Here is a 25,454-nt window from a genome sequence, read left to right as displayed (position 1 = left end):
AAATATATTCTTAACTCGAAAGGAGGAGAATTTGGACGAAAATAGAAAAGTTGCTATAAATTTTGAAAATTTTACATTTAGGTATGAAAGTCAGTCGGAACCGACATTACATAATATAAATTTGAAAATTTACGAAGGGGAGAAAGTCGTTATAATAGGTCCGTCAGGCTCGGGGAAAAGTACTTTGGGACATTGTATAAATGGACTTGTTCCTTATTTTTACAAGGGAGAAATAACAGGAAAGTTTGAGATTTATGGGAAAAAGTGTAAGGAAGTGTTTGAACATTCTAAATATGTGGGAACTGTTCTTCAGGATTCGGATGCACAGTTTGTGGGACTTACTGTTGCAGAGGATATAGCGTTTGCTCTGGAAAATGATGAAGTTGAAACGCAAGTTATGAAAGAGAAGGTAAAGGAAATTGCAAAATTTGTAAAAATTGAAACATTGCTTGACTTGAAGCCACATGATTTATCTGGTGGACAAAAGCAGAAAGTTTCACTCGCTGGAATAATGGTGGACAATACCAACATTGTTCTTTATGATGAACCGCTTGCAAATCTTGATCCTTTGAGCGGAAAATACGCTATTGAACTGATAGATGAACTTCATAATAATAAAAAACTAACTACAATAATTATAGAGCATAGGCTTGAAGATGTACTGCATAGGAGAATTGACAGGATTATTGTTGTGAATGAAGGCAGAATTGTTGCTGATGATATGCCAGACAATATTTTAACTGGAAATTTGCTAAGCAGTATGAACATAAGAGAGCCTTTGTATATTTCCTTGCTAAAATACAGTAATGCCAACCTTGAGAAATATAGCAGTATTTCTAATATTGAGAAGATTGATTTTTCTGAAACAAGAGACAGTATTTTAAACTGGATAAAATATAATTCCCCGAAAGCAAGGGAAAAATCTGAAGAAATATTATTAAAATTGGAAAATATTTCATTTTCATACAATGAGAAAAGAAAAATATTAAAAAACATAGATATAGATGTAAAAAAAGGTGAAATGATAAGCATAGTTGGTTCAAATGGAGCGGGAAAATCTACGCTGTCAAAGGTTATTGCAGGATTTGAAAAGCAGGACGAAGGAAAGATTTATTATAAAAATTTGGATATAAGTGATGAAAATATAACAAAAAGAGCTGAGAAAATAGGTTTTGTACTGCAAAATCCGAATGCAATGATTTCAAAAGTTACAGTTTTTGATGAAGTTGCATTAGGACTAAAAACTAGAGGAGTTTCAGAAGATGAAATAGAAAAAAGAGTTATTGAGATTTTAGAAATATGTAAATTAAAGCCGTTTAGGAAATGGCCTATAAAAGCACTTAGCTATGGACAGAAAAAAAGGGTTACAATAGCGTCTGTCCTTGTGTTACAGCCTGAGATGATAATAGTAGATGAGCCGACAGCAGGGCAGGATTTATTTCATTACAGGGAAATAATGGAATTTTTGAAACAGCTGAATGAATTAGGGATTACAATTTTATTTATAACGCATGATATGCATTTGATGCTAGAGTATACTGACAAGGCATACGTTTTTAATGAAGGAAAAATTATAAAATCAGGAAATCCAGCACAGATTTTGGCAGATAGGAATGTGTTGGAACAGGCAAATTTGAAGGAAACTTCACTTCATTATGTGGCAGAAAAGGCTGGGATAAATTCCGAAGAGCTTATAAAAACATTTGTGCATTATGAAAAAGAGCAAAAAAGGGCAGGTGATTAGATGGCAGGTACATTTTTACTGGAGTATATTGAAAAGGATTCTGTGATTCATAGACTAAATGGAGCGGCAAAACTGATTTGTTTTATACTATGGACTGTTGCAATTATGTTTACTTATGATACGAGGCTTCTTTTAGCTTTGACATTTTTAGGATTTGTACTTTTCAGAATTTCCAAAATAAAGTTTAATGAAATAAAAATTGTATTTTATCTAATTACTATTTTTCTTATGTTAAATTTAATTATGATTTTTTTATTCTCTCCTCTTGAAGGAACGAAAATTTATGGAACAAGGCATGATATTTTCAAAATTTTTGGAAATTATGTAATAACGAAGGAACAGCTGTTTTATGAATTTAATATATTTATCAAGTATTTTTCAGTTATTCCTGTCGCTTTGCTGTTTATAATTACAACAAATCCAAGCGAGTTTGCATCTTCATTAAACAGGATAGGCGTACCGTATAAATTTTCTTATGCAGTTTCGATTGCACTTAGATATATTCCAACGGTGCAGGAGGATTTTATTACCATTAGCAAGGCACAGCAGGCAAAAGGAATAGATATTTCCAAAAATGTAAAATTAATAACAAGAATAAAAAACATATCCTATACATTAATGCCTTTAATATTTTCAAGCATTGAAAAAATAGATATCATAAGCAATGCAATGATTTTAAGAGGATTTGGAAAAGGAAAAAAGCGAACATGGTATCAGGCAAGAAAAATGAAAATGCCAGATGTTATAGCAATTTTTGTAACAGCAATATTCGTAATTGCTTCAATTGTACTTATAAAAATAAATAATGGAAGATTTTATAATCCTTTTGTAAATTAAAAAAGTTCGATTATGAAATAGAATTTAAATTTCAAGGAAAGGAATAATTGGAAAATGGTTAATATTGGAAATGACTGGGATGAAATTTTTGAAAAAGAAAAGGAATTTGAAAAGGATTATTATTTAAACTTGAGAAAATTTTTGATAAAAGAATACAAGACAAAAACAATTTATCCAGATAAATATGAAATTTTTTCTGCATTCAAACTGACAAGCTATAAGGACTGCAAAGTTGTAATTTTGGGGCAGGATCCATATCATGGCGAAAATCAGGCACATGGACTGGCATTTTCTGTAAAGCAGGGAGTTTCCTTGCCACCTTCCCTAAAAAATATTTATAAGGAAATTGAAAATGAATTTGGCTATAAAATGAGTAAAAATGGATTTCTTGAAAAATGGGCAGAACAGGGAGTCCTGCTTTTAAATACAGCACTTACTGTAGTTGCTGGAAATGCCAACTCACATTCAAAAATAGGATGGGAAATTTTTACAGATAATGTAATAAAATATTTGAATGAACGTGAAGAGCCAATAATTTTCATACTTTGGGGAAATAATGCCAAAAGTAAGAAAGCCTTTATTGACACAAATAGACACTATATTCTGGAAAGTGTTCATCCAAGCCCATTATCTGCAAACCGTGGATTTTTTGGCTGTGGACACTTTAAGAAAGCTAATGGTATTTTGAAAGAACTAGGGAAAGAGGAAATTGACTGGCAAATATAAGAATAAAAAATTATAAAATTTGAGTACCATTGCTATCTAGGGGTTAAGTTCTCTTGCCCCAAAATAGAAGGTTACTGTGTTAATAAAATTCTAAAGAATTTTTTTAAATGATTATTTAAATTTTATGAAAGGGAGGAATTTTTGTGAATTTTAGAAAATCAACTTTTGATGATGTAGACAGAATTTTAGAAATCATCGAAAAAGCAAAAGTCGAACTAAGGAAACTTGGGTTAGATCAATGGCAAAAAGGATATCCTGATAGAAAATCTATTGAAAGTGATGTAAAATTGGGAATTAGTTATGTCCTTGAAGATATTGAAGGAAATAGAAATGATTTAAAATCAGAAAACTTTACAAAAATTTTAGGAACGGTTGTTTTATCACCTGAAAAGGAAGAGCCGTATTCTAAGATTGAAGGAAAATGGATAACAGATGATGATTATATGGTAATTCATAGGCTGGCAGTTGATTTTGATATGAAAAATAAGGGGATTGCAACAAAAATACTGGAATTTTCTGAAGAAGTTTGTGTTGAGAATAGGATACTTAGTCTGAAGGCGGATACACATGAAAATAATGAGCCAATGAAAAGGCTTCTTGAAAAAAATGGATTTAGTTTTTGTGGATTAATTTATTTGGATAGAGAGCCTGATTTAGGGGCAAAGCGTGTTGCTTATGAGAAGATAATAAAAATTCCGCATGAACTATTGTAAAATTTAAAGTTTAAAAAATAAATAAAAAAAGAAAGTGAGCTGATAAATTATGAAATTTGAAACAAAAACAATACATGGGGTAAGAAAAGGGAAAAAGAAGGAATTATGGGGAACAAATGTTAATTTTGCTTCTACTTTTCCTGTTGCAGAATTTGGAGTGATACAGGAATTTGAATATTCTAGAGTTTCAGCACCTACAAGAAATGAACTGGAGGAAATTCTTGCGGCTCTTGAAAACGGAAAATATGCCTATGCCTTTTCATCTGGAATGGCAACTACAACATCTGTATTTACAATGTTTTCGGCTGGAGATCACATTATTTTGGGACAAGATATTTATGGCGGGACTTATAGAATTTTACATGACATTTACTCAAGATTTGGAATAGAATCTACATTTGTTGATACAACTGATTTAGAAAATATAAGAAAAGCTTTAAAACCTAATACAAAAGCAATTTTTATTGAAACACCGTCAAATCCGCTACTTGATGTAACTGACATAAAAGGAGTTGTAAAACTGGCGAAGGAGCATAATCTTATAACTATTGCAGATAATACGTTTATGACACCATATTTGCAAAAGCCGCTTGATTTTGGAATTGACATTGTAGTTCATAGTGCGACTAAGTTTTTATCTGGACATCATGACTTACTGGCTGGAGTTGCTATTACGAATAATGAGGAGCTTGCAGAAAAGATTAAATTTTCGCAAGTTGCGGCTGGTGCTTTGATTTCGCCGTTTGACAGCTGGCTTCTGATGAGAAGTTTGAAAACATTAAAATTAAGGGTGGAAGCGGCACAGGAAAATGCAAAAAAACTTATAGAATTTTTCCAAAAGCACGATGCAGTTGATAAAATTTACTATCCGACTTTAGATACAAATAAAGGTAAAAAAATTCATGAAAGTCAGGCAACAGGTGGAGGTTCAGTATTTTCATTTACTTTAAAAGATGATTCAAAAGTAAAAACATTTTTTGAAAGTTTAAATGTGGCATTATTTGCGGCAAGCCTTGGCGGAGCTGAAACATTGGTAACCCATCCAAGTACAATAACTCACGCTGAAATGCCTGAAGAAGAAAAGGAAGCTAGAGGATTTACACATTCATTGATTAGAGTTGCAGCTGGATTTGAAAATATTGATGACTTGATTGAAGATTTTAAACAAGCACTTGAAAAATAGTAAAAAAGTAGGAGAAAAATGGCAAAAAAAATTGATGAAGGGAAATCTCAAATAGTTTTAATTGTTGCAATAATTATAATTGCTGCGGTTATGCTTTTTGGAATGTTTAACAAAGGCAGAAAAGATGCTGAAAAAATTACTAAAAAATCCAAGAATGTAAAAACTTCCCAAAATAGTGACAAAAAAAGTTCTAAAACTAGAAAATCTAAAGAAAAAAGAGAGGTTGAACCCGAAATTTTAGATGGCTATCAAGTGTTGAAAGTTAGTGATGGAGATACGATTAATATTCAAAAGGTTGAGAACGGGAAATTTGTTGGAGAAATATTGAGAATTAGGATGTATGGAATGGATGCACCTGAAAAGACTCAGGATTATGGATCTGAAAGTAGACAGGCACTTGAAAAATTAGTGACTGGAAAAAATTTGAGCGTGGAAGTGAAGAATAAGGATAGATATGGCAGAACAGTTGCTATTATTTATGCGGATGGTAAAAATGTCAATGAAGAAATGGTAAAAACGGGAAATGCCTGGTGGTATCAAGAATATGCCAAAAAAGATGCACAATTTGAAGAATATCAAGAAAATGCGAAACAGAAAAAATTGGGACTTTTTTCTAGAAAAGGATATACAGAACCTTGGAATTATAGGAAAGAGAAGAAGGCGGCAGCATCAAGCAGAACTAAAAGTAAATAGCTTGTTTTGAGTTAATGTTTAGCATTAAACAAATAAAAAAAGAAGTTTAAAAAAGAAAAGGATGATGAGATGTTTATAGATGAAAGTGTAATTACAGTAATTTCTGGAAAAGGTGGAGATGGAGCTGCTACATTCAGGAGAGAAAAATTTGTCCAGTTTGGAGGGCCTGACGGTGGAGATGGCGGAAAAGGTGGAGATATTGTGTTTATCGCCGATCCAAATATTAATACGCTTGTGGATTTTAAAAGCAGTAAAAAATTTAAGGCACAGGATGGGACAAAAGGTGCTGCGGCACGTTCTACTGGGAAATCTGGAGAAGATTTAATTATAAAAGTTCCAGTTGGGACAATGGTTAGGGATTTTGAAACAAATAAACTGTTACTTGATTTGGATAATCCAAATGAAAAAGTTATATTTTTAAAGGGAGGAGATGGCGGACGTGGAAACATCCATTTTAAGTCATCTGTAAAAAAAGCTCCAAGAATAGCAGAAAGTGGACGTGAAGGTGCAGAATTAAAAATAAAGTTAGAATTAAAACTGCTTGCTGATGTGGCACTTGTTGGTTATCCAAGTGTTGGAAAATCCAGTTTTATTAATAAAGTTTCAGCTGCCAGATCAAAAGTCGCAAGTTATCATTTTACAACATTAAAGCCTAAATTGGGAGTTGTCAGAATGGGAGATGAGGAAAGTTTTGTGATTGCAGATGTACCTGGACTTATTGAAGGAGCTCACGAAGGAGTGGGACTTGGAGATAGATTTTTAAAACATATTGAAAGATGTAAATTAATTGTTCATATTGTAGATATTTCAGGGCTTGATGGACGTGATCCTAAGGAAGATTTTCTGAAAATAAATCATGAATTAAAGAATTATAGTGAAAAATTGTCTAAAAAACGTCAAATTGTAGTGGCAAATAAAATTGATATGCTCTATGAAGATGAAAAATATGATGAATTTGAAAAATTTGTGAAGGAAAATGGAGCAGAATTTGTTTATCCAGTTTCTGTAATTGCAAATGATGGATTGAAGCCTGTTTTATCAAAGGCTTGGGAACTAATTCAGGAAATACCTAGGGAAGAATTAGAAGAAGTTCATTCTGTTGAAGAACTAATTCGAGAAAATAATAAAAAGGAAGACTGGATTATAAAAAAAGTTTCAGACAATGTATTTGAAGTTGATGGAAGAATTGTGGATGATGTATTGAGAAAATATGTATTTATTGGAGAAGAGGGAATTATAAATTTCTTGCAAAAAATGAGAAGCCTTGGTATGGAAACAGAACTTGAAAATGCTGGTGTTGAGCAAGGGGATGTAATAATCATTGCAGGTTATGAATTTGAATATATAATTTAAATTTTAATATTGAAAAAATTAAAAAAATGTGGTCTACTTATAGCAGGAGGTAAATAAAATAGCAGGAAAAGTGAAAGGAATTGTAATTGCGGGTGCTACTGGAGTTGGGAAAACTGATTTGTCAATAAAAATTGCAAAAAAAATTGATGCGGAAATTATCTCGGCGGATGCATCTCAAATTTATAAAGAATTGAATATTGGAACTGCAAAAATAACTGATGAAGAAATGCAGGGTGTAAAGCATTATATGATTGATGTTGTAGATCCTGGTGAAGATTATTCTGTGGGAGATTTTGAGAGAGATGTAAATAATATTCTGAATGAAAATTCTCAAAAAAGTGAAAACAGGAAGAATATCATTATTACAGGAGGAACGGGACTTTATATAAGGTCGATTACAAATGGATTTGCAAAATTGCCTTCAAAAGATGAAAAAATTAGAAAAAATTTGGAAGACAAAAACCTTGATGAATTACAGGAAATTTTGAAAAAATTAGATAAAGAATCCTATGAGGAAATTGATTTATCCAATAAGTTGCGGCTAGTTCGGGCTATTGAAGTGTGCATTTTAACTGGTGGTAAATTTAGCGAGCTAAGGACTAGAAATATAAAAAATAATGATTATGAATTTTTGAAGGTATTTTTGACACGAAATAGAGAAGAACTTTATGATAGGATTAATAGGCGAGTTGAAATTATGATTGCAAAAGGACTTGTCGCAGAGGCAAAAAAAGTATATAATAAATACAAAGAAAAACTTTATAAGATATCCTCGATTGGATATAAGGAATTGTTTATGTACTTTGATGGTAAAATTAAATTGGATGAGGCAATTGAAGAAATAAAAAAAGAAAGTAGAAGATATGCAAAAAGACAGATGACATGGTTTAGAAAAGAAAAAGACTATATTATTTGTAATCTATCAGAGATGTCTGAAAATGAAGTTTTGGATGAGATTTTGAAAAGATGGGAAAATTTTTAGGAAAAAATAAATTAAAGAAAAAATTTTGAAAGGAGATTGCGGGATTATCCTGCATAAGAATATGAAAATACTAGAATATTTAGTGTCTGAAAGAGTAAATTTGGATTTAAAGGGAACAACAAAAGCCGAAACTATTAAGGAAATGGCACAATTGTTTGTGAAAAGTGGAATTATTGATTCAGAAGATCTTGAAGAATTTGTGAGAGAAATAAATGAAAGGGAAAAATTGACACCAACAGGAATGCAAGATGGGATCGCAATTCCACATGCAAGAACTCCGCTAGTAAAGTCTCTTTCACTTGCAATGGGGATTTCTAGCAAAGGAGTTGACTTTGAAAGTATGGATGGAGAACTTTCAAAATTAATTTTTATGATTGCTGCTCCAGAAGGAACTAAAAAAGAACATTTAGATCTGTTAGCTGAAATTTCAAAATTGTCATTTGAAGAAGAATTAGTTGAACAGCTTGAAAAAGTTAAAACAGTTGAAGAAATTTTTGAAAAGTTAAAAAATCTTTAAATTTATTGGAATAAAAAATAATTTTTTTGTTAAATTTAAATAATTTTTTATATAGAGTTATAATTTTTATATTTTATTTAAAAATTTAATTGTATTTTTTTATATAATTTGGTATAATAAAAGCAAGTGATGATTAAGTAAGTGATTTGATAGTAGTTCCATATTGGTTTGATAACTAAAAATTACATTTATACATTTAGAGTTTTATATGTATACATAATACATTTTTAAGTATATACAAACCTAAGGAACTACTGGGAAAACTGGTAAGTTCAATTAGCTAATAAAAATAGCTATTGCTCAGTAACCCTGTAACTTTTATATTACGGGAGTTTTACGCAAATAAAAAATAGGAGGAAAATAAAATGAAAAAAACAATATTCTTATTAGTTGGAATAATGATGGTTTCATCAATAGGTTTCTCTGCTGAAAAAAAGAGTTTAGAAGGCAGTTTAAATTCAATTGAAAGCCAATTCAATGAATTGATGAAAAAAGAAGAAGCGCAAAAGCAAAGTTACATTCAGCAAAAAGCTCAATTAGAAGCTGAATTGGAAGATTTGAAAGAAAAACAAACAAGTAGGGAAAAATTAGCAGAAAAATTAAAAGTAGATTCAGAAGTAAGATGGCACAGAGATAAATATAAAAAAATACTAAAAAATTCTGAAACTATCTATAAAAATATAAATAAAAGCATAGCACAAAAAGAGAAAAAAATTGCTGAATTGGATGCATTATTATCAGTAATGAATTAATGAAAGGAATGGTAATTAAAGGATGAAAGCAAAAAAAATATTATTGTGTGGGATAGTAGCTGCATTATCTGTTCCAATGATGGCAGATTCTGCACAGCAAGCGTTAAAACAAGCTAGAGAAGATTACTATAAAAGTTTAAAAGCTCCAAAAGAGCGTGAAATGACAACAGAAAAATTAGTAACAATAGATGAAGATGGAGTAGTTGAAGAAAAAGAAAGAGTTAAGCCAAAATCATCAATTGAAAAACTTGAATACAATGCAGCTAAAGCAGCAGCTAGAGTGGATTTTTACGAAAGAGTAGTAAGAAGTGTGCAGAGAGAAGAAAAAGAATTAGGAGAATTTGATAGTGTTCTTGGAAGAGACGGTGTTAAAAATAGTCCTAAAAAAACAAGAAAAGTTAAATAATTAAGCCAATTCAATTATTTAAACCAAAATAACATTTAATGATATTTAGAAAGGAAAATCAATGAAAAAAATATTAGGATTAGCAGCGGTAATGGTTTTGGCAATAAGTCAATTATCATTCTCAGCTCAAAAAGATACTGATGCCGCAGTGCAAAGACTAGTCAAAGTGGCTAAGCAAAGACAAGCTCAACAAGCTAAAGAAGCAGCAAAAGGCGTTGTAGAAGAAGAAGTTATAGTAGTTCCAGTTGAAGAAACTGTAACACCAGCTACAAGTGAAGATGCACGTCAAAAGGCTGAAGCTGCTAGGGCACAGGCACAAGAAAGAGCAGAAAAAGCTAAAGAAGCAGCTCAACAAAGAAAAACAAAAACAAGAGAAATAAGAGCTCAAAGAAAAAATATGTCTGAAAGTAAAATGATGGATGTAGAAATTCAAAGAATTAGAAAAAGAGTAGATCAAATTAATAGCAATATTGAAAAATTCCATAAAACAAATGAAATGTTGGATCAAATGGAACAAAGATTGGATGCTATCCAAGAGAAAATGAACTAGAAAGTTATACTGTAATATAGTAATTGATTAAAAAATTTCAAAAATAAATTTGGATGAATTAGAAAGGAAATTAGAAATATGAAAAAGTTAGCATTAATATTAGTAGGATTAGGAGCTTTGTCTTGTACAAATGCAAAATTAGTAGATTATAATACAACTAGATTGAATCATATTGAAGATTATTTAGATGAAAATAAACCAAATCCAGGTAGCCAAAAATATAGATCATTAGAAAGAGAGGCTGAAAAATGGGTAGACGATCAACAACAACAACAATAATTGCATTAGGGTTGTTAGTTGCTTCACCATTGATGGCAAGAAGGCTGACAACTACTCAAATGAGAGAGAATACAATTAGAATTAATGCTCTTGAGTTAGAAGAACCAGCTCCAGAACCGATTCCAGAGCCAGTTCCAGAACCTAAGAAAGATGATGTTTGGGTATTTGATTCTGGAAGATTGAACTTTGATTTTGATAAATCAGTAGTTAAACCTCAATACTTTGAATTATTAAGAAATGTTAAAGACTATGCTGAACAAAATGATTTCAAATTAACAATTATAGGACATACAGATTCTAAAGGTTCTGATGCATATAATATGGCTTTAGGTATGAGAAGGGCAATAGCAGTTAGAGATAAATTGTTAGAATTTGGATTAGACCCTGCAAGAATTTTAGGTGTAGAATCAAGAGGGGAATCTGAACCAATCGCTCCGAATGATACTGAACAAGGAAGATTTGAAAACAGAAGAATTGAATTTAAAGCTACAAAATAGTAATAATTATAAATTGTCTAGTTATTTCTTTGCTGAAACGATTAGACAATTTTTTTTATGGAAAAATTTTAAAATTATAGTGAAATAAATCGAATTTTAGTGTATAATATTTACAAAGATTTTAAGAAAGAAGAGGTAGGATAAAATATGTGGTTTACTAAATCATCAAAAGATGTTTTGAAAGAGTTGAATGTTTCTTCAGAAACGGGACTTTCAACGGAAGAAGTAAAAAATCGCCTGGACAAATATGGACCTAATAAATTAAAAGGAAAGCCGAAAAAAAGTTTGCTGCAATTGTTTTTAGCACAGCTTCAGGATATGCTTATTTATGTGCTAATTGGTGCGGCTGTGATTAATATTGTTGCACATGGAAAGGATGGGATAGCTGATGCTTTGATAATTTTAGCAGTAGTCCTTATAAACGCGATAGTTGGAGTTGTGCAGGAATCTAAAGCGGAAAAGGCGCTGGAAGCGTTACAGCAAATGACTACACCTAAGAGCTTGGTTAGAAGAAATGGGGAAGTTATTGAAGTTAATTCCGAAGAACTGGTACCGGGAGATATTTTAATAATTGATGCGGGGAGATTTATTCCAGCAGATGTTAGACTTATTGAAAGTGCCAATTTACAAATTGAAGAGTCGGCACTTACTGGAGAATCTGTTCCAAGTGAAAAAGATGCCAACTTTATAACAGCTGATGCAAAAATACCTATTGGAGATAAGGAAAATATGGCTTTTATGTCAACTATGGCAACTTATGGAAGAGGAGAAGGCGTTGTAGTTGAAACTGGAATGAATACAGAAATTGGTAAAATTGCACAAATTTTGGATGAAGATAACAATACATTGACTCCACTTCAGATAAAACTGGAAGAATTAGGAAAAATTCTAGGTTATGGAGCAATGGTAATTTGCGGAATCATTTTTGTTATAGGATTGATTCAAGGAAGAGGAGTGGTCGATATGTTTATGACGGCGATAAGTTTGGCTGTGGCGGCAATTCCTGAAGGGCTTGTTGCGATTGTTGCAATCGTACTCTCACTTGGAGTAAAGACTATGTCGAAAAAAAATGCAATTGTGAGAAAATTACCTGCTGTTGAAACGTTAGGAGCAGTAAATATCGTTTGTTCTGATAAAACTGGGACACTTACTCAAAATAAGATGACAGTTTTGAAAACATATACTCTGGATAATTTAAGGGATATTTCCAGTCAGAATGGACAAAAGGCGAATGCTGATGAAACTGAGTTAATCCGTTCGTTTGTGCTTTGCTCGGATGCATCTGTTGAAAATGGACAGGATATTGGAGATCCAACAGAAGTGGCTCTGATTGTATTGGGAAATAAATTTGATCTGGAAAAAAATGCGTTGAATGCTAAATATAAAAGGGTTTCTGAAAATCCATTTGATTCAGACAGAAAATTGATGTCGACACTTAATGAAGAAGGTGGGAAATATAGAGTTCATACAAAAGGTGCGATTGACAACATTCTTACAAGAGCAAATAAAATTCTTGTAAATGGAGAAATTTTACCATTGACTGAAGAAGAAAAAAATAAAATATTGAAAGTTGCTGAAGAAATGTCTGATGACGCTTTAAGAGTGCTTGGAGTGGCATTTAAAGATGTTGACAGCCAAATTTCGCCTGAAGAGATGGAAAAAGATCTGGTTGTAGTTGGAATTGTTGGAATGATTGATCCGCCTAGAACTGAAGTGAAAGATTCGATTGTAGAAGCTAAAAAGGCTGGAATTACTCCGATTATGATAACTGGGGATCATAAGAATACGGCGGTTGCAATTGCAAAAGAGTTAGGAATTGCGACAGATATTAGTCAAAGTTTGACTGGAGCTGAAATTGATGAGATTCCAGATGATAAATTTGCTAAGGAAGTGAATAAATATAGGGTGTTTGCAAGAGTTTCGCCTGAGCATAAAGTTAAGATTGTAAAAGCGTTTAAAGAGCAAGGAAATATCGTTTCGATGACTGGAGATGGAGTAAATGATGCACCGTCGCTTAAATTTGCCGATATAGGAGTGGCAATGGGAATTACAGGGACTGATGTTTCTAAAGGTGCTAGTGACATGATTTTGACTGATGACAATTTTACTACGATAATTCATGCGATTGAAGAAGGAAGAAATATTTTTAATAATATTAAAAAAACAATTATATTTTTACTTTCTTGTAATTTGGGAGAAGTTTTGTGTGTATTTATTGCAACATTATTCGGCTGGGCAATACCATTAGTTGCAACTCAGCTTTTATGGGTAAACTTGATAACTGACACATTGCCTGCGATTTCACTTGGAATGGATCCTGGAGATAAGGAAGTTATGGCTAGAAAACCTAGAAATCCGAAGGAAAGTTTCTTTTCTGAAGGTGCAGGAATGAGATCAATTGTCGGTGGAGTGTTGATTGGAATACTTACACTTGTCGCATTTTATTTGGGAATTATTCATAGCGGAAATATATCTATTTCGCTTGTAAAAGAAAATAATTCAGCAACACGAGAGATTCTGACTTATGGAAGAACAATGGCATTTATCGTTCTTACATTCTCACAATTGTTTTATTCATTGTCAATGAGAAATAGTAAAAAAACTATTTTTGAAGTGGGATTTTTTGGGAATAAATTTTTAATTGGGTCAATTGTTATTGGAATAGTTTTACAAATTGGCTTGACTTCGATTCCAAGTATTGCACAAATGTTTAAAGTGACTGCGATTGATTCAAGTCATTGGGGAATGGTAATCGGCTTGTCATTAGTTCCGTTTGTTGTTAATGAAATTATAAAAGTGATTTCAAGAAGAAGAAATGATTAAAAAAACATAAAAAGATATTTTTTTTATTTTAAGAAATCCTTGACAAATACTGAAAATGTGATAACATATAATAAACAATGAAAAAAGTTTGGAGGAGATAAAATGTCAAAAAAAGAATTTGTAGATGCTTATGCAAAAGCAACTGGAGAAACTAAAAAAAGAGCTGAAGAATTGGTAAATGCTTTTTTAGAAACAACAGAAGAATCTTTAGTAAAAGGTGAAAATATCCAATTTGTAGGTTGGGGAACTTTTGAAGTAAAAGAAAGAGCAGCTAGAGAAGGAAGAAATCCATCAACTGGTGCTCCAATCAAAATTGAAGCTAAAAAAGTAGTTAAATTCAAAGTTGGGAAAAAATTAGCTGATAAAATTGCAGAAGCTAAATAATATAACTTTTTGTAATAGCTATCCTGAAGATTTTTCATTCTCAGGATAGTTTTTTATTTATTTTGTAAAATTGTTTGCTGCTAAAAATTTTATATAGAAGGATAAACTAGGAGTTAGTATTAAAGTCAGACGTGAAAATAAATTAAAAAAATAGGAAATTTAAATTATGAAAAAAGAAAAGATTTATTTGCATTATGATATGGATGCCTTTTTTGCCTCAATAGAGCAACGGGATAATAGTGAACTTCGAGGAAGACCTATCGCAATAGGATATGGAGTTGTTACGACTGCCAGTTATGAAGCTAGAAAATACGGTATAAGATCTGCTATGCCTACAATTCAGGCTAAACGGTTATGTCCAAATCTTATTGTTGTGAATCTTAGAAAAGGTGTTTATTTTGAAGAAGGCAGAAGAATACAGAAATTAATAAAAAAAGTTCTAAAAAAAAGTGAGTTTACTTCAGTTGATGAGGGATATATTGATATTACAGAATTTATAAGAAATAAAGATGTAGAACTTAGTAAGAAGGAAGAGATTTTAAAAATTGAAAGATTTATAAAAAGATTTAAAAGGTATATTTATGATAATTCTCGTTTAACTTGTTCAGTTGGGATTGGTTTTAGCAAGATAAGTGCCAAAATTGCAAGTGATATTGATAAACCTGATGGTTATTTTATTTTTAAAAATCGTGATCATTTTTTGGATTATATTTATGACAAGGATTTGGGAATAATTCCAGGGATTGGAAAAAAAACTAGAGAAATGTTAGAATTGTTTAATATAACAAAAGTTTTTCAATTATATGAAATTGAAAGAAATGAATTAATTAGAAGATTTGGGGAAAGTAAGGGAGATTACTTGTATAATTCTGTTCGTGGACTGCATATTTCTGAGATAAACATAGATAGGAAAAGACAGTCTTATGGTCATGAAATTACTTTTCATCGTGAAGAAAATGATATTTTGGTACTACACGCTGAATTAAAGAGACAGTCTAAAAGACTAAGTGATAAACTTATTGAGAAAAATGAATTTGCCAAAACAGTCACAATAAAAATTAGATATTCTAATTTTTCAACACATACCCGCTCAAAAACTTTGAAAAGTGCGACAAATAATGTAAATACAATATATGAGGCAACTCTTGAAAATTTAGAATTTTTTGAAAAAAAGGACGAAGTACGGCTTATTGGAGTTCAGCTGAGTTCGATTCTAAAAAGTAATGTGGTTCAACTTTCGTTCAATGATCTAAAATAAAAATATATAAAAAATTTATACAATAGGAAGTGAAATAGATGAATTTAATAAATTTTGATGAAGAGAAAAAAGAAATATTAAATTATATTGATGAAGCGAATCTCTTATTGGAAAGAGCATACGTTCCTTATTCTAAATTTCCTGTCGCAGCATTGCTAATTGACAATAATGGGAAAAAATATAAGGGGATTAACGTTGAAAATGCCTCTTATGGATTGACGCTTTGTGCAGAGCGTAATGCGATTACAACAGCAGTTACAGAAGGTATGAAAAAAATAAAACTGCTTGTCGTAACAGGAAATACTCCTGAGCCAATTAGCCCTTGCGGAGCGTGCAGGCAAGTAATGAAAGAGTTTTCGGATAAAGATACAGTTATCATTTTAGCAAATAAAGATGGAAAATATAAAATAACTTCATTGGAGAAATTGTTGCCGTATTCTTTTGCTTTAGAAAATTTTTAAAAAACAAAATTTATAGTTATTTGTAAATTTTATATTATATTATTTTTTGAAATTAATTTAAAAAATATTATATTTTTTATAGTTTTTATTTGCAAAATCAAAAAAATAGGTTATAATATTATTGAGAACAACAAGTATTATATATAAATAAAAATTTTAACCTTTAAGGAGTGATTTTTTATGAAAAAGATATTTTTAGTTTCAATTTTATCTGTAATTTTTAGTGCTATTTCAATGGGTGCGACTTTCATAACATCATCAAAAGACAATGCAATTAATATACGACAAGCCGCAGGTACTGATTCAAAAGTTATTGAAACTATTAAAAATGGAAATATACTAGAAAGTAATGAAAAATCAGGTGAATGGCATAAAGTGACATATTACAACAGTGATATAAAAAAAACATTTACTGGTTATATTCATAATAGTCAGTTAAAGGAAATAGTTGGAAAACTTATTATAACTTCAAGCGAAGGTTACAGCAACATAAGAGAAAAGCCAACAACAAAATCTACAATAAAATCTAGATTAAAAACTGGACAAATAGTTTATGCAATAAGCAAGACAGATGATGACTGGTATTACATAAAATATAATGGAAATGAATACGGTTATATTTATAGCAATCAAGTAGCTAAAAAGTAAGATATTTTTGATTAACTATCAAAAGTTGATAAATGGAAAAAAATTTAATTCTTAGAGTTATATAATTTATCAAAGCAAGTAAAAAATTAAGAAAGAAATAAGAGAATAAAAAAATGGCAGGAAAAATTAAAAATCCTGCTATTTTTAGATATTTGCTTTTTTATTAAATTAAAGAGAAGTTATATTTTATATTATTTAACAGCAAGGGTTCTTACCCTTTGCAAAGAAATTTATAACCAGTCTGCTGTTTAAATGGGAAATAATATAGGTACAATAAAAAGTTACTAACTATACAATTCTTTAAGTCTTGCTTCAACAGTTTCATCGTTCAAATAATCATCATATTCCATTTCTTTTTCCAAAATTCCTTTTGGTGTAATTTCAATGATTTTATTTGCAATTGTCTGAATAAATTCGTGGTCGTGTGTTGTAAATAAAATTGTTCCGTCAAATCTTTCCAGCGATTTATTAAGCGATGTAATTGCTTCAAGATCCAAGTGATCTGTTGGGTTGTCTAATAATAGGACATTTGCATTGGATAGCATCATTTTTGAAAGCATACAACGGACTTTTTCCCCTCCAGAAAGCACTTTTGCCTTTTTTCTTGCCTCTTCTCCTGAGAATAACATTCTTCCTAAAAATCCACGTACATATTCTTCATGTTGATCTTCTGAAAATTGTCTTAGCCAGTCAATTAGTGACAAGTCGACATTCTCAAAATATTCTGAGTTATCTTTTGGAAAATAGCTTTGTGAAGTTGTAACTCCCCATTCAACCTTTCCAGAATCAGGTTCTAGCTCGTCAGCTAAAATTTGGAAAAGAGTAGTTTTGGCTATATCGTTTTTTGACAAAATTACAACTTTATCTCCAGTATTTATCGTAAATGAAATATTGTCAAGGATTTTTTCGCCATCAACAGTTTTTGTTAAGTTCTCAACTTTTAACATATTGTTTCCAGCTTCCCTCTCAGGCTTGAACTCAATATATGGATATTTTCTGTTGGAAACCTGCATATCTTCAAATTGTAATTTTTCCAGTTGCTTTTTACGGCTAGTAGCCTGTTTTGATTTTGAGGCGTTGGCAGAGAAACGTGCAATAAAGTCTTGCAGTTCCTTTTTCTTTTGCTCCATTTTTTTATTTTGGTTTCTAATTAATTCTTGCATTAATTGATTTGATTCATACCAGAAATCATAGTTCCCAACGAACATTTTAATTTTTCCGTAATCAATGTCGGCAATGTGAGTACAAACTTTGTTTAAAAAATGTCTATCGTGTGAAACGACAAGTACAGTAGTATTTTCCAGTTCCATTAGAAAATCTTCTAACCATTTTACTGCATGCAAGTCAAGTCCGTTTGTAGGCTCATCTAGCAACAGAATATCAGGATTTCCAAAAATAGCCTGTGCAAGCAGCACTTTTACCTTTTCAGGCTCTGTTAATTCTTTCATCAGCTTGTGGTGCATTTCAGCGGGAATTCCTAATCCAATTAGAAATTTTTCAGCATTTGTTTCAGCTTCCCAGCCGTCCAGCTCTGCAAATTCTCCTTCAAGTTCAGCCGCCAAATTTCCATCTTCTTCTGTAAATTCAGTTTTTGCGTATAAAGCATTTTTTTGCAGCATAATATCATATAATTTTGCGTGTCCCATCATTACTACATTTAGCACTTCCTCATCTTCATAGGCAAAGTGGTCCTGTTTTAAAAATGACAGTCTTTTATTTTTTTCTACAATAACTTCTCCCGAAGTAGAGTCAAGTTCTCCAGTTAGAACTTTTAAAAATGTGGATTTTCCAGCTCCGTTCGGTCCAATAATACCGTAACAGTTCCCCTCTGTAAATTTAATATTCACTTCATCAAAAAGTTTTCGTCCACCAAACTGGACAGATAAATTACTTGTTGAAATCAAAAAATTTCCTCCTTAAATATTTATAATTTATTTATATTATATCAAAAATTTTCACTAAAAACAAAATAAATTTATTTAAAACCTTTATTTTTTCCCAAATAATTGGTAAAATATATGAAAGGAAAAATTTTGAAAATACAGAATGGGGAAAACGTATGAATAAGACAAATTTTCACACTCACAATTATCGATGTGAACATGCCGTTGGAAATGTGGAAGATTATGTAAAGGTGGCAATTAGGGAAGGCTACACCGAGCTTGGAATATCAGATCACGCTCCAATGCCTGAATATTATGAAGATAACCGAATGAAAGAAGAGGACTTTAGTGGATATTTAAAGGAAATTGAAGATGCGCAGAAAAAATATGGAGATAAAATTAAAATTTATAAATCACTGGAAATAGAATATTTTCCAGAGCTTCTTGAAAAATATGATAAATATAGGGAAAAACTGGATTATCTTGTTTTAGGACTGCATATTTTTAGAAAATCTGGAGATAATAAAAATTATAGTTCCTGGAAAATAAAAACAGGTGAAGATGTCATAAGTTATGCCAAATATATGATAGAAGCAATAGAAAGCCGAAAATTTGACTATATTGCACATCCAGACTTGTACATGGTAAATTATCGAACTTGGGATGAAAGTTGTGAAAAAGCTGCACACATTATTTCTAAAGCCGCAGAAAAAATAGATGTACCGCTTGAAGTAAATGCAAATGGGATAAGAAAATCGTTTGAAAGACATCCTGACTGGGACAGATATATGTATCCGTACAAGGAATTTTGGGAAATTGTGAAACAGTATAATGTTAGAACGATAATTGGATCGGATACGCACAATTTTAACAGGATGGAAGATAGGGAAATGGAAATTGCAAGAAAATTTGCAAAGGAAATTGGATTAAATGTGATTGAGAGTATTTTTTGAAATTAAACTTGTTCTAAAATTTATGTATTTAGAATCTAATAAAATAAATGTTCTAAAGCAAGGGGCCTTGCCCCTTATAAGAATAAAAAGATTTAAGTTATCGAACAGGTCTATTATGAATTTTAAAAGTAAGGAAAATAAAAAATTGCAGGAAAGGAGTGTATGATATTTTATCATACAATAAATAAAAATGGATAATAGTTTTAAATTTTTAAAAGGGGCAAAAATGATACACCCAACAACTGGGATAACTTTGGAATATCTAGATAAGTCTAATGCGGTTTGTTTTGTTTTATTTAATGAAACTAGAGAAAAAGCAATATTGGTAAAACAATTCCGTCCAGGTCCGAAAGATTATACTTTGGAAGTTTGTGCTGGGCTGATTGACGGGGATGAAGATCCTAAGACAGCAGCTTTTAGGGAATTACGGGAAGAAACTGGATATTTGGAAAGGGATATTGTGGATGTAAAAGAATTGCCGCAAGGGCTTTATGTGTCGCCTGGGTATACTACTGAAAATCTATATTTTTTTAGTGGGAGATTGAGATCGGATGATATTAAGCCGCTTGAGCAGTCGCTAGATAATGGGGAAGATGTGAAAGTGGTTTGGATTGATGTGAAGGATATTGTAAAACTTTCAAATGATATGAAAACAATACTTGCAGTAACTTATTTTTCAGGGAAAAATTAAGAAATAACTGATTATATTTAAATAAAAATATAAAAATGATGGAAAGGGGGAATTAATGAATCAAAATAATAAAGTAAATTTAGACAAACAAGATATTGACATTAATAATAACACTAACATAAAAGAATCAGTTCAAGAGGAAGTAACTCAGCAGGATGTGGAGAAATTAAAGGATGAAATTAGAAACCGTATGTCTGAAGAGGATGTTAAGGATTTTGAAGAAAATGAAGAAGTATCGCCTGAAGAAATGGCTGAGGAAATTCAAAAAATTGAAACAGAGAAAGAGCTGAAAGAATACTTTGAAGATAATCATTCGATTGATATTGCAGAAAGTTTTGAAGAGTTGGATGATGATGAACTTTTAAGAGTGTTTGAGCTTATGAGCAATGAGAATAAGGCTAGTGTTTTAGAGCAGGCAGATGAAGAATTGCAAACGAGAATTATAGATTTGCTTTCAGATGAAGAAGACATAGATATTTTGGGATATATGTCGCCAGATGACGTAGTCGATATTTTAGGATATATTGACATTCAAAAGAGTAAATCAATTCTTGATAAGATGAAACGTTCACAGGCGAATAAATTTCGAGAATTACTAGGCTATGAGGAAGACACGGCTGGAGGAATAATGACAACCCAGTATATTGCATTTAAGCAAAATCTGGAAATAAAAGATGTAATGGCTAAGTTGAAAATTATTGCTCCAAAGACAGAAGTGATTGAAACTATTTTTGTTACAAATGAAAAAAAAGAACTGGTTGGAGAGGCAGACTTACGGGATATATTAATTTCTTCAGAAGATACAAAACTTGAGAATATAATGGATGAAAATGTAAAATATGTCTATGTTGAGGAAGATCAGGAAGAAGTGGCTAGAATTGTGTCAAAATACGATTTACGTGTAGTGCCTGTTATTAATCATAAAAAGAATATATTGGGAATTATAACAGTAGATGACATTATTGATGTAATTCAGGAGGAAAATACTGAGGATATTTTAAAATTAGGGGGAGTTTCAGAAGAAGAAGAGATTGATTCACCATTTTTATTTTCTGTTAAGCAAAGATTACCTTGGTTAGTTATAAATCTCGCAACAGCTTTTCTGGCTTCATTTGTAATTGGGCTATTTTCCAATACAGTTGAAAAAGTAGTCATTTTATCTTCAATAATGACAATAATCAGCGGAATGGGAGGAAATGCAGGGACTCAAGCCTTATCTGTAACAATTCGTGCATTAGCGTTAGGAGAAGTTGATTTAAAGGATACAATTGGAATAATTGGAAAGACACTTTTAGTTGGAGCAATAAATGGAGCGATCTTAGGATTGCTGTGCGGAGGAATCTTATGGGTACTTTACGGAAATTTTTATATGGGATTAATTGTATTTTTGGCAATGATCGGAAATCTTGTGATTGCCTGTATGATCGGATTTTTGATACCAATAACATTAAAAGCGTTAAAAATTGATCCTGCGATGGCTTCGGCTGTGGTACTGACAACAGCGACAGATTGTTTTGGATTTTTAATATTTTTAAGTTTGGCAACAGTATTTTTAAATAAATTAACTTAATATTTGATAGAATAAATTTAGGCAATTTTAAAAGTAAAAGCTATAAAAATTTAAAAATGCTGTAGTTATTGAAGTTTTTAGACTTTTATAAATGACTGAAGTGTAAGTTTGAAAGGAGGAAATTATGCAAATCAATTTGCCGTTACCTACAATAATACTGATTTTATATATAGTTTATGTGATTTTTTCCCTAATTATGAAAAAGATTAAATTTAATGCAGAAAATTTGGAAGAACTGGATGGAGAATTTATATTTACTTTTATACCAAAAATAAAAAAACAGGAAATATATTTTAATATTAATGAAGTAAAACTTTGTGTTTTAACAAGAATTTTTATTCGTCAGGGAACTTTTAAGACAATAAATTTTAATATTCTTTTAAATGATGGATACAGCTTGAGATTAAAGAAAAAGAGGGATTGCCTGCTATTTTTAAAAGTATGTCGTGAAAAAAAAGCAGAACTGTACCAAAAAATTTTGAGTATGATACCTGCAGATATGACAGTTATTTTAATTTTAGAAAAGGAATTGGATAATTTTGAACAGAAAAAAATATAAAGGAAAACAAACTGATGGACTGGAGCGTGATAATTTAAAGTCCTTTGCTATAAAATGTGAAATTTATTTACAAAATAAGATTTTAGATTAAACTGGACAAACGTTGAAGATAGAATTATAAACAAAAGTATTTTGTATTTTACCTGGCTTGTATTGGAATGGGTTGTTCAATATGGAAAAAGTATTGAAGAAATTATTGTTCGTACATAAAGTATATATTAAAAATTAAATAAAATAAATCAAAATTCATTTAAAAAATAATTTTACTGTGAAAAAATCTAAAAAATAGTGAAAAATAAGGCTTTAATTAAAATAATTTCAAAAATTAATTGACAATGGATTTCAAAAATGCTAATATAAAAATGTAAAGATTGAAATTAAATTTTTAAATATTATAAATGTCATAGAAGGAGAAAAAGTACGATGAAAAAAATCGCAATTTTAACAAGTGGAGGAGATTCACAAGGTATGAATACAGCGATAAGAGCTGTGACGAAAGCTGCCATTAACAAAGGAATGGAAGTTTATGGCATAAAAAGAGGATACAAAGGGATGCTTGAGGATCAAATTGCTCCATTAACATTACTAGATGTAAGTGGAATTGCTGACAAAGGAGGAACAATTTTATTATCAGCAAGATTACCTGAATTTAAAGATCCTGAAGTTAGGGCAAAAGCGGCGGCTAATCTGAAAAAATATGGAATTGACGGATTAGTTGTAATCGGTGGAGATGGATCGTTCCATGGGGCACATTACTTATATGAAGAACACGGAATCAAAACAATTGGAATTCCAGGAACTATTGATAATGATGTAGCTGGAACTGACTATACAGTCGGTTATGATACAGCATTAAATATTATATTAGATGCAATCTCAAAATTAAAAGATACTGCTACTTCACACGAAAGAACATATTTAGTTGAAGTAATGGGAAGAAACTGTGGAGATTTAGCTCTTTATTCTGCAATAGCAGGAGGAGCAAGCGGAGTTATGATTCCAGAAACTGAAAGCTCAATTGATGACTTGGCAGAAGTAATAAAAAAAAGACGTGCAGATGGTAAATTGTACGATATAATTGTTGTTGCTGAAGGCGTTGGAAATGTTGTTCAACTTAAAGAAGAGCTGTCAACAAGAGTTAACACAAGTATAAGAGTTACTATTTTAGGGCATATTCAAAGAGGTGGAGCACCTACTGCATTTGATAGAATTTTAGCAACAAGATTGGCTGTTAAGGCAGTTGAATTAATTGCTGAAGGAAAAGGTGGATTAATGGTTGGAATCCAAAGTGAAGAAGTTACAACTCATAAATTATCTTATGCTTGGGAAAATTATTCAAAAGCATCTGCAGCTGATTATGCAATTGCAAATATGTTATCATTATAATTTAATAAAAAGTTATGTTAGTTTAGTAATTTTTTAATTTTGATAAACTGTAAATGAACTTTCTTGCTCTTTAGCAAGAATTCATTGATAATTTAAGGCAATGAAAATTTTAAATTAAATTTTAGGAGGAAAAATGAAAATTAAAATGACTAAAGTTGTTTGTACCATCGGTCCAAAAACTGAAAGTGTTGAAATGTTGACAAAATTAGTAGAAAGTGGAATGAACGTAATGAGATTGAACTTTTCTCATGGTGATTTTGAAGAACATGGACAAAGAATTAAAAATATTAGAGAAGTAATGAAAAAAACAGGTAAAGAAATAGGGATTTTATTAGATACTAAAGGGCCTGAAATTAGAACTGGAAAATTAGAAGGCGGGAAAGATGTATTGTTAGAAACAGGTAAGAAGGTAACAATTACTACTGATTACTCTTTCGTTGGAAATGCTGACAAATTTGCAGTTTCTTATCCTGGAATTGTTGATGACTTATATGAAGGAACAACAGTTTTATTAGATGATGGTTTAGTTGGATTAAAAGTTGAGAGCGTAGACAAAGCAGCTGGAGAAGTTCACTGTGTTATCACAAATACTGGAGAATTAGGAGAAACTAAAGGTGTAAACTTGCCAGATGTTTCAGTTGGATTGCCTGCATTAGCTGAAAAAGATATTGCTGACTTGAAATTTGGTTGCAAACAAGGTGTTGACTTTGTAGCAGCTTCATTCATAAGAAAAGCATCTGACGTTGCTGAAGTAAGAAAAGTACTAGATGATAATGGTGGAAAAAATATTCAAATTATTCCTAAAATTGAAAGCCAAGAAGGTGTTGACAACTTCGATGAAATCTTGGAATTAAGTGATGGAATCATGGTAGCAAGAGGAGATTTAGGAGTAGAAGTTCCTGCTGAAGAAGTTCCTTTCATGCAAAAAATGATGATTAGAAAATGTAACAAAGCTGGAAAACCAGTTATTACAGCTACACAAATGTTAGATTCAATGATTAGAAACCCAAGACCTACAAGAGCAGAAGCAGGAGACGTTGCTAATGCTATTTTAGATGGAACAGATGCAGTTATGTTATCAGGAGAATCAGCAAAAGGTAAATATCCAGTAGAAGCTGTTAAGATGATGGCTACTATTTCAAAAAGAACAGATGAATTTAAAAAATTCAAAACAGTTGAAACTCCAGGAGGATCAGATATTTCTGTTACAGAAGCAATTTCAAGCGGTGCAGTAAGTACTACACAATCATTGGATGCTAAATTAATCGTATGTTGGACAAAAACAGGAAGATCTCCTAAAATGATTAGAAAATATGGACCAACTGTACCTATAATTGCATTAACTGATAATGAACAAACTGCTAGACAATTGGCATTAGTAAGAGGAGTTAGAGCTTACGTAGAAAAAGGATTAGATAAAACTGATGACTTTTTTGCAAAAGCAAGAGAAATTGCAGCTAATCACGAAGAAGCTAAAAAAGGTGACTTAGTAGTATTAGTAACTGGAATTTCTAAAGAAGGAACAACTAATACATTTAGAGTGGAAAGAGTTGGAGAATAGTTAAATTTAATTGTTTGACATTTTAATCATAAATATTTTTATAAG

Annotated in this window: 26 protein-coding genes; 25 read left to right on the top strand and 1 reads right to left on the bottom strand. The window is 31.2% G+C overall.

All coding sequences use genetic code 11. The features are described from left to right. Positions 1-31 precede the first annotated feature (31 nt). The 19 genes from F1564_RS06310 to F1564_RS06220 all read left to right on the top strand — a co-directional run bounded on the left by F1564_RS06310 (position 32) and on the right by F1564_RS06220 (position 16,806). A complete protein-coding gene (locus F1564_RS06310) occupies positions 32-1,744 on the top strand; it encodes an ABC transporter ATP-binding protein (protein ID WP_018449749.1) in 1,713 nt (570 codons plus the stop codon). Further along, positions 1,745-2,581 (top strand): energy-coupling factor transporter transmembrane component T family protein, encoded by an 837-nt coding sequence (locus F1564_RS06305; protein WP_018449750.1) that lies wholly within the window; start codon positions 1,745-1,747, stop codon positions 2,579-2,581. Positions 2,582-2,635: 54 nt separating this feature from the next. Next, a complete protein-coding gene (locus F1564_RS06300) occupies positions 2,636-3,307 on the top strand; it encodes a uracil-DNA glycosylase (RefSeq protein WP_018449751.1) in 672 nt (223 codons plus the stop codon). A gap of 143 nt (positions 3,308-3,450) precedes the next feature. Then, the gene (locus F1564_RS06295; RefSeq protein WP_018449752.1) at positions 3,451-4,020 is read left to right on the top strand and encodes a GNAT family N-acetyltransferase; all 570 of its coding nucleotides are present in this window, start codon (positions 3,451-3,453) and stop codon (positions 4,018-4,020) included. Between the two features lie 49 nt (positions 4,021-4,069). Next, positions 4,070-5,203 carry a trans-sulfuration enzyme family protein gene (locus F1564_RS06290; protein WP_018449753.1) on the top strand — a complete coding sequence of 378 codons (1,134 nt, stop codon included), beginning with the start codon at positions 4,070-4,072 and terminating at the stop codon, positions 5,201-5,203. An 18-nt stretch (positions 5,204-5,221) separates the two neighbouring features. Beyond that, positions 5,222-5,896: a thermonuclease family protein gene (locus tag F1564_RS06285; RefSeq protein ID WP_018449754.1), complete on the top strand. Its 675-nt coding sequence runs from the start codon at positions 5,222-5,224 to the stop codon at positions 5,894-5,896. Between the two features lie 69 nt (positions 5,897-5,965). Continuing rightward, positions 5,966-7,249 carry a GTPase ObgE gene (obgE, locus tag F1564_RS06280; protein ID WP_018449755.1) on the top strand — a complete coding sequence of 428 codons (1,284 nt, stop codon included), beginning with the start codon at positions 5,966-5,968 and terminating at the stop codon, positions 7,247-7,249. Between the two features lie 70 nt (positions 7,250-7,319). Continuing rightward, on the top strand, positions 7,320-8,231 hold the full coding sequence (miaA, locus tag F1564_RS06275; RefSeq protein ID WP_018449756.1) for a tRNA (adenosine(37)-N6)-dimethylallyltransferase MiaA: 912 nt from the start codon (positions 7,320-7,322) through the stop codon (positions 8,229-8,231). Between the two features lie 61 nt (positions 8,232-8,292). Continuing rightward, a complete protein-coding gene (locus tag F1564_RS06270; RefSeq protein ID WP_018449757.1) occupies positions 8,293-8,748 on the top strand; it encodes a PTS sugar transporter subunit IIA in 456 nt (151 codons plus the stop codon). A gap of 365 nt (positions 8,749-9,113) precedes the next feature. After that, entirely contained in the window at positions 9,114-9,500 is a 387-nt protein-coding gene (locus tag F1564_RS06265) for an adhesion protein FadA (protein ID WP_018449758.1), read from the top strand. Positions 9,501-9,522: 22 nt separating this feature from the next. Then, positions 9,523-9,906, top strand: coding sequence for a hypothetical protein (locus F1564_RS06260; protein WP_018449759.1), 384 nt, complete (start codon positions 9,523-9,525; stop codon positions 9,904-9,906). 61 nt (positions 9,907-9,967) lie between these two features. Continuing rightward, positions 9,968-10,456 carry a hypothetical protein gene (locus F1564_RS06255; RefSeq protein ID WP_018449760.1) on the top strand — a complete coding sequence of 163 codons (489 nt, stop codon included), beginning with the start codon at positions 9,968-9,970 and terminating at the stop codon, positions 10,454-10,456. 78 nt (positions 10,457-10,534) lie between these two features. Beyond that, positions 10,535-10,735, top strand: coding sequence for a hypothetical protein (locus F1564_RS06250; RefSeq protein ID WP_018449761.1), 201 nt, complete (start codon positions 10,535-10,537; stop codon positions 10,733-10,735). After that, positions 10,705-11,232 carry an OmpA family protein gene (locus F1564_RS06245; protein ID WP_018449762.1) on the top strand — a complete coding sequence of 176 codons (528 nt, stop codon included), beginning with the start codon at positions 10,705-10,707 and terminating at the stop codon, positions 11,230-11,232. The genes F1564_RS06250 and F1564_RS06245 overlap by 31 nt, the downstream gene beginning before the upstream one ends. 147 nt (positions 11,233-11,379) lie before the next feature. Beyond that, entirely contained in the window at positions 11,380-14,055 is a 2,676-nt protein-coding gene (locus F1564_RS06240; protein ID WP_018449763.1) for a cation-translocating P-type ATPase, read from the top strand. A gap of 102 nt (positions 14,056-14,157) precedes the next feature. Beyond that, positions 14,158-14,439 carry an HU family DNA-binding protein gene (locus F1564_RS06235; RefSeq protein ID WP_018449764.1) on the top strand — a complete coding sequence of 94 codons (282 nt, stop codon included), beginning with the start codon at positions 14,158-14,160 and terminating at the stop codon, positions 14,437-14,439. Between the two features lie 166 nt (positions 14,440-14,605). After that, positions 14,606-15,697: a DNA polymerase IV gene (gene dinB, locus F1564_RS06230; RefSeq protein WP_018449765.1), complete on the top strand. Its 1,092-nt coding sequence runs from the start codon at positions 14,606-14,608 to the stop codon at positions 15,695-15,697. A gap of 38 nt (positions 15,698-15,735) precedes the next feature. Next, positions 15,736-16,158 (top strand): cytidine deaminase, encoded by a 423-nt coding sequence (gene cdd / locus F1564_RS06225; RefSeq protein WP_018449766.1) that lies wholly within the window; start codon positions 15,736-15,738, stop codon positions 16,156-16,158. Between the two features lie 180 nt (positions 16,159-16,338). Beyond that, on the top strand, positions 16,339-16,806 hold the full coding sequence (locus F1564_RS06220) for an SH3 domain-containing protein (protein ID WP_018449767.1): 468 nt from the start codon (positions 16,339-16,341) through the stop codon (positions 16,804-16,806). Between the two features lie 284 nt (positions 16,807-17,090). On the opposite strand, the gene F1564_RS06215 is transcribed toward F1564_RS06220, so the two are convergent. Further along, positions 17,091-18,710 carry an ABC-F family ATP-binding cassette domain-containing protein gene (locus tag F1564_RS06215; RefSeq protein WP_018449768.1) on the bottom strand — a complete coding sequence of 540 codons (1,620 nt, stop codon included), beginning with the start codon at positions 18,708-18,710 and terminating at the stop codon, positions 17,091-17,093. 155 nt (positions 18,711-18,865) lie between these two features. Here F1564_RS06215 and F1564_RS06210 point away from each other — a divergent pair, with 155 nt between their 5' ends. The 6 genes from F1564_RS06210 to pykF all read left to right on the top strand — a co-directional run bounded on the left by F1564_RS06210 (position 18,866) and on the right by pykF (position 25,409). Further along, on the top strand, positions 18,866-19,642 hold the full coding sequence (locus F1564_RS06210; RefSeq protein ID WP_018449769.1) for a histidinol-phosphatase: 777 nt from the start codon (positions 18,866-18,868) through the stop codon (positions 19,640-19,642). 190 nt (positions 19,643-19,832) lie between these two features. After that, positions 19,833-20,333: an NUDIX hydrolase gene (locus tag F1564_RS06205; protein ID WP_018449771.1), complete on the top strand. Its 501-nt coding sequence runs from the start codon at positions 19,833-19,835 to the stop codon at positions 20,331-20,333. Positions 20,334-20,388: 55 nt separating this feature from the next. After that, positions 20,389-21,903, top strand: a complete 1,515-nt coding sequence (mgtE, locus tag F1564_RS06200) for a magnesium transporter (RefSeq protein WP_018449772.1) — start codon at positions 20,389-20,391, stop codon at positions 21,901-21,903. A 124-nt stretch (positions 21,904-22,027) separates the two neighbouring features. Beyond that, positions 22,028-22,462, top strand: coding sequence for a hypothetical protein (locus F1564_RS06195; protein WP_018449773.1), 435 nt, complete (start codon positions 22,028-22,030; stop codon positions 22,460-22,462). Positions 22,463-22,885: 423 nt separating this feature from the next. Next, a complete protein-coding gene (pfkA, locus tag F1564_RS06190) occupies positions 22,886-23,848 on the top strand; it encodes a 6-phosphofructokinase (protein WP_018449775.1) in 963 nt (320 codons plus the stop codon). A gap of 133 nt (positions 23,849-23,981) precedes the next feature. After that, positions 23,982-25,409 carry a pyruvate kinase PykF gene (gene pykF / locus F1564_RS06185; protein WP_018449776.1) on the top strand — a complete coding sequence of 476 codons (1,428 nt, stop codon included), beginning with the start codon at positions 23,982-23,984 and terminating at the stop codon, positions 25,407-25,409. Positions 25,410-25,454: the final 45 nt, after the last annotated feature.

This window comes from Leptotrichia shahii, from assembly GCF_008327825.1.
Taxonomy (GTDB): Bacteria; Fusobacteriota; Fusobacteriia; order Fusobacteriales; family Leptotrichiaceae; genus Leptotrichia; species Leptotrichia shahii.
Note: the sequence above shows the minus strand (reverse complement) of the source record. Positions and strands in the feature narration are given on the sequence as shown.

Coding starts and splice junctions, on each gene's coding strand:
- F1564_RS06260 (WP_018449759.1), top strand. CDS start 9,523: ATGAAAGCAAAAAAAATATTATTGTGTGGGATAGTAGCTGCATTATCT.
- F1564_RS06240 (WP_018449763.1), top strand. CDS start 11,380: ATGTGGTTTACTAAATCATCAAAAGATGTTTTGAAAGAGTTGAATGTT.
- F1564_RS06205 (WP_018449771.1), top strand. CDS start 19,833: ATGGATAATAGTTTTAAATTTTTAAAAGGGGCAAAAATGATACACCCA.
- F1564_RS06255 (WP_018449760.1), top strand. CDS start 9,968: ATGAAAAAAATATTAGGATTAGCAGCGGTAATGGTTTTGGCAATAAGT.
- F1564_RS06220 (WP_018449767.1), top strand. CDS start 16,339: ATGAAAAAGATATTTTTAGTTTCAATTTTATCTGTAATTTTTAGTGCT.
- F1564_RS06235 (WP_018449764.1), top strand. CDS start 14,158: ATGTCAAAAAAAGAATTTGTAGATGCTTATGCAAAAGCAACTGGAGAA.
- mgtE (WP_018449772.1), top strand. CDS start 20,389: ATGAATCAAAATAATAAAGTAAATTTAGACAAACAAGATATTGACATT.
- F1564_RS06290 (WP_018449753.1), top strand. CDS start 4,070: ATGAAATTTGAAACAAAAACAATACATGGGGTAAGAAAAGGGAAAAAG.
- F1564_RS06210 (WP_018449769.1), top strand. CDS start 18,866: ATGAATAAGACAAATTTTCACACTCACAATTATCGATGTGAACATGCC.
- F1564_RS06195 (WP_018449773.1), top strand. CDS start 22,028: ATGCAAATCAATTTGCCGTTACCTACAATAATACTGATTTTATATATA.
- F1564_RS06285 (WP_018449754.1), top strand. CDS start 5,222: ATGGCAAAAAAAATTGATGAAGGGAAATCTCAAATAGTTTTAATTGTT.
- obgE (WP_018449755.1), top strand. CDS start 5,966: ATGTTTATAGATGAAAGTGTAATTACAGTAATTTCTGGAAAAGGTGGA.
- pykF (WP_018449776.1), top strand. CDS start 23,982: ATGAAAATTAAAATGACTAAAGTTGTTTGTACCATCGGTCCAAAAACT.
- F1564_RS06265 (WP_018449758.1), top strand. CDS start 9,114: ATGAAAAAAACAATATTCTTATTAGTTGGAATAATGATGGTTTCATCA.
- F1564_RS06245 (WP_018449762.1), top strand. CDS start 10,705: ATGGGTAGACGATCAACAACAACAACAATAATTGCATTAGGGTTGTTA.
- F1564_RS06305 (WP_018449750.1), top strand. CDS start 1,745: ATGGCAGGTACATTTTTACTGGAGTATATTGAAAAGGATTCTGTGATT.
- cdd (WP_018449766.1), top strand. CDS start 15,736: ATGAATTTAATAAATTTTGATGAAGAGAAAAAAGAAATATTAAATTAT.
- pfkA (WP_018449775.1), top strand. CDS start 22,886: ATGAAAAAAATCGCAATTTTAACAAGTGGAGGAGATTCACAAGGTATG.
- F1564_RS06300 (WP_018449751.1), top strand. CDS start 2,636: ATGGTTAATATTGGAAATGACTGGGATGAAATTTTTGAAAAAGAAAAG.
- F1564_RS06270 (WP_018449757.1), top strand. CDS start 8,293: ATGAAAATACTAGAATATTTAGTGTCTGAAAGAGTAAATTTGGATTTA.
- F1564_RS06250 (WP_018449761.1), top strand. CDS start 10,535: ATGAAAAAGTTAGCATTAATATTAGTAGGATTAGGAGCTTTGTCTTGT.
- dinB (WP_018449765.1), top strand. CDS start 14,606: ATGAAAAAAGAAAAGATTTATTTGCATTATGATATGGATGCCTTTTTT.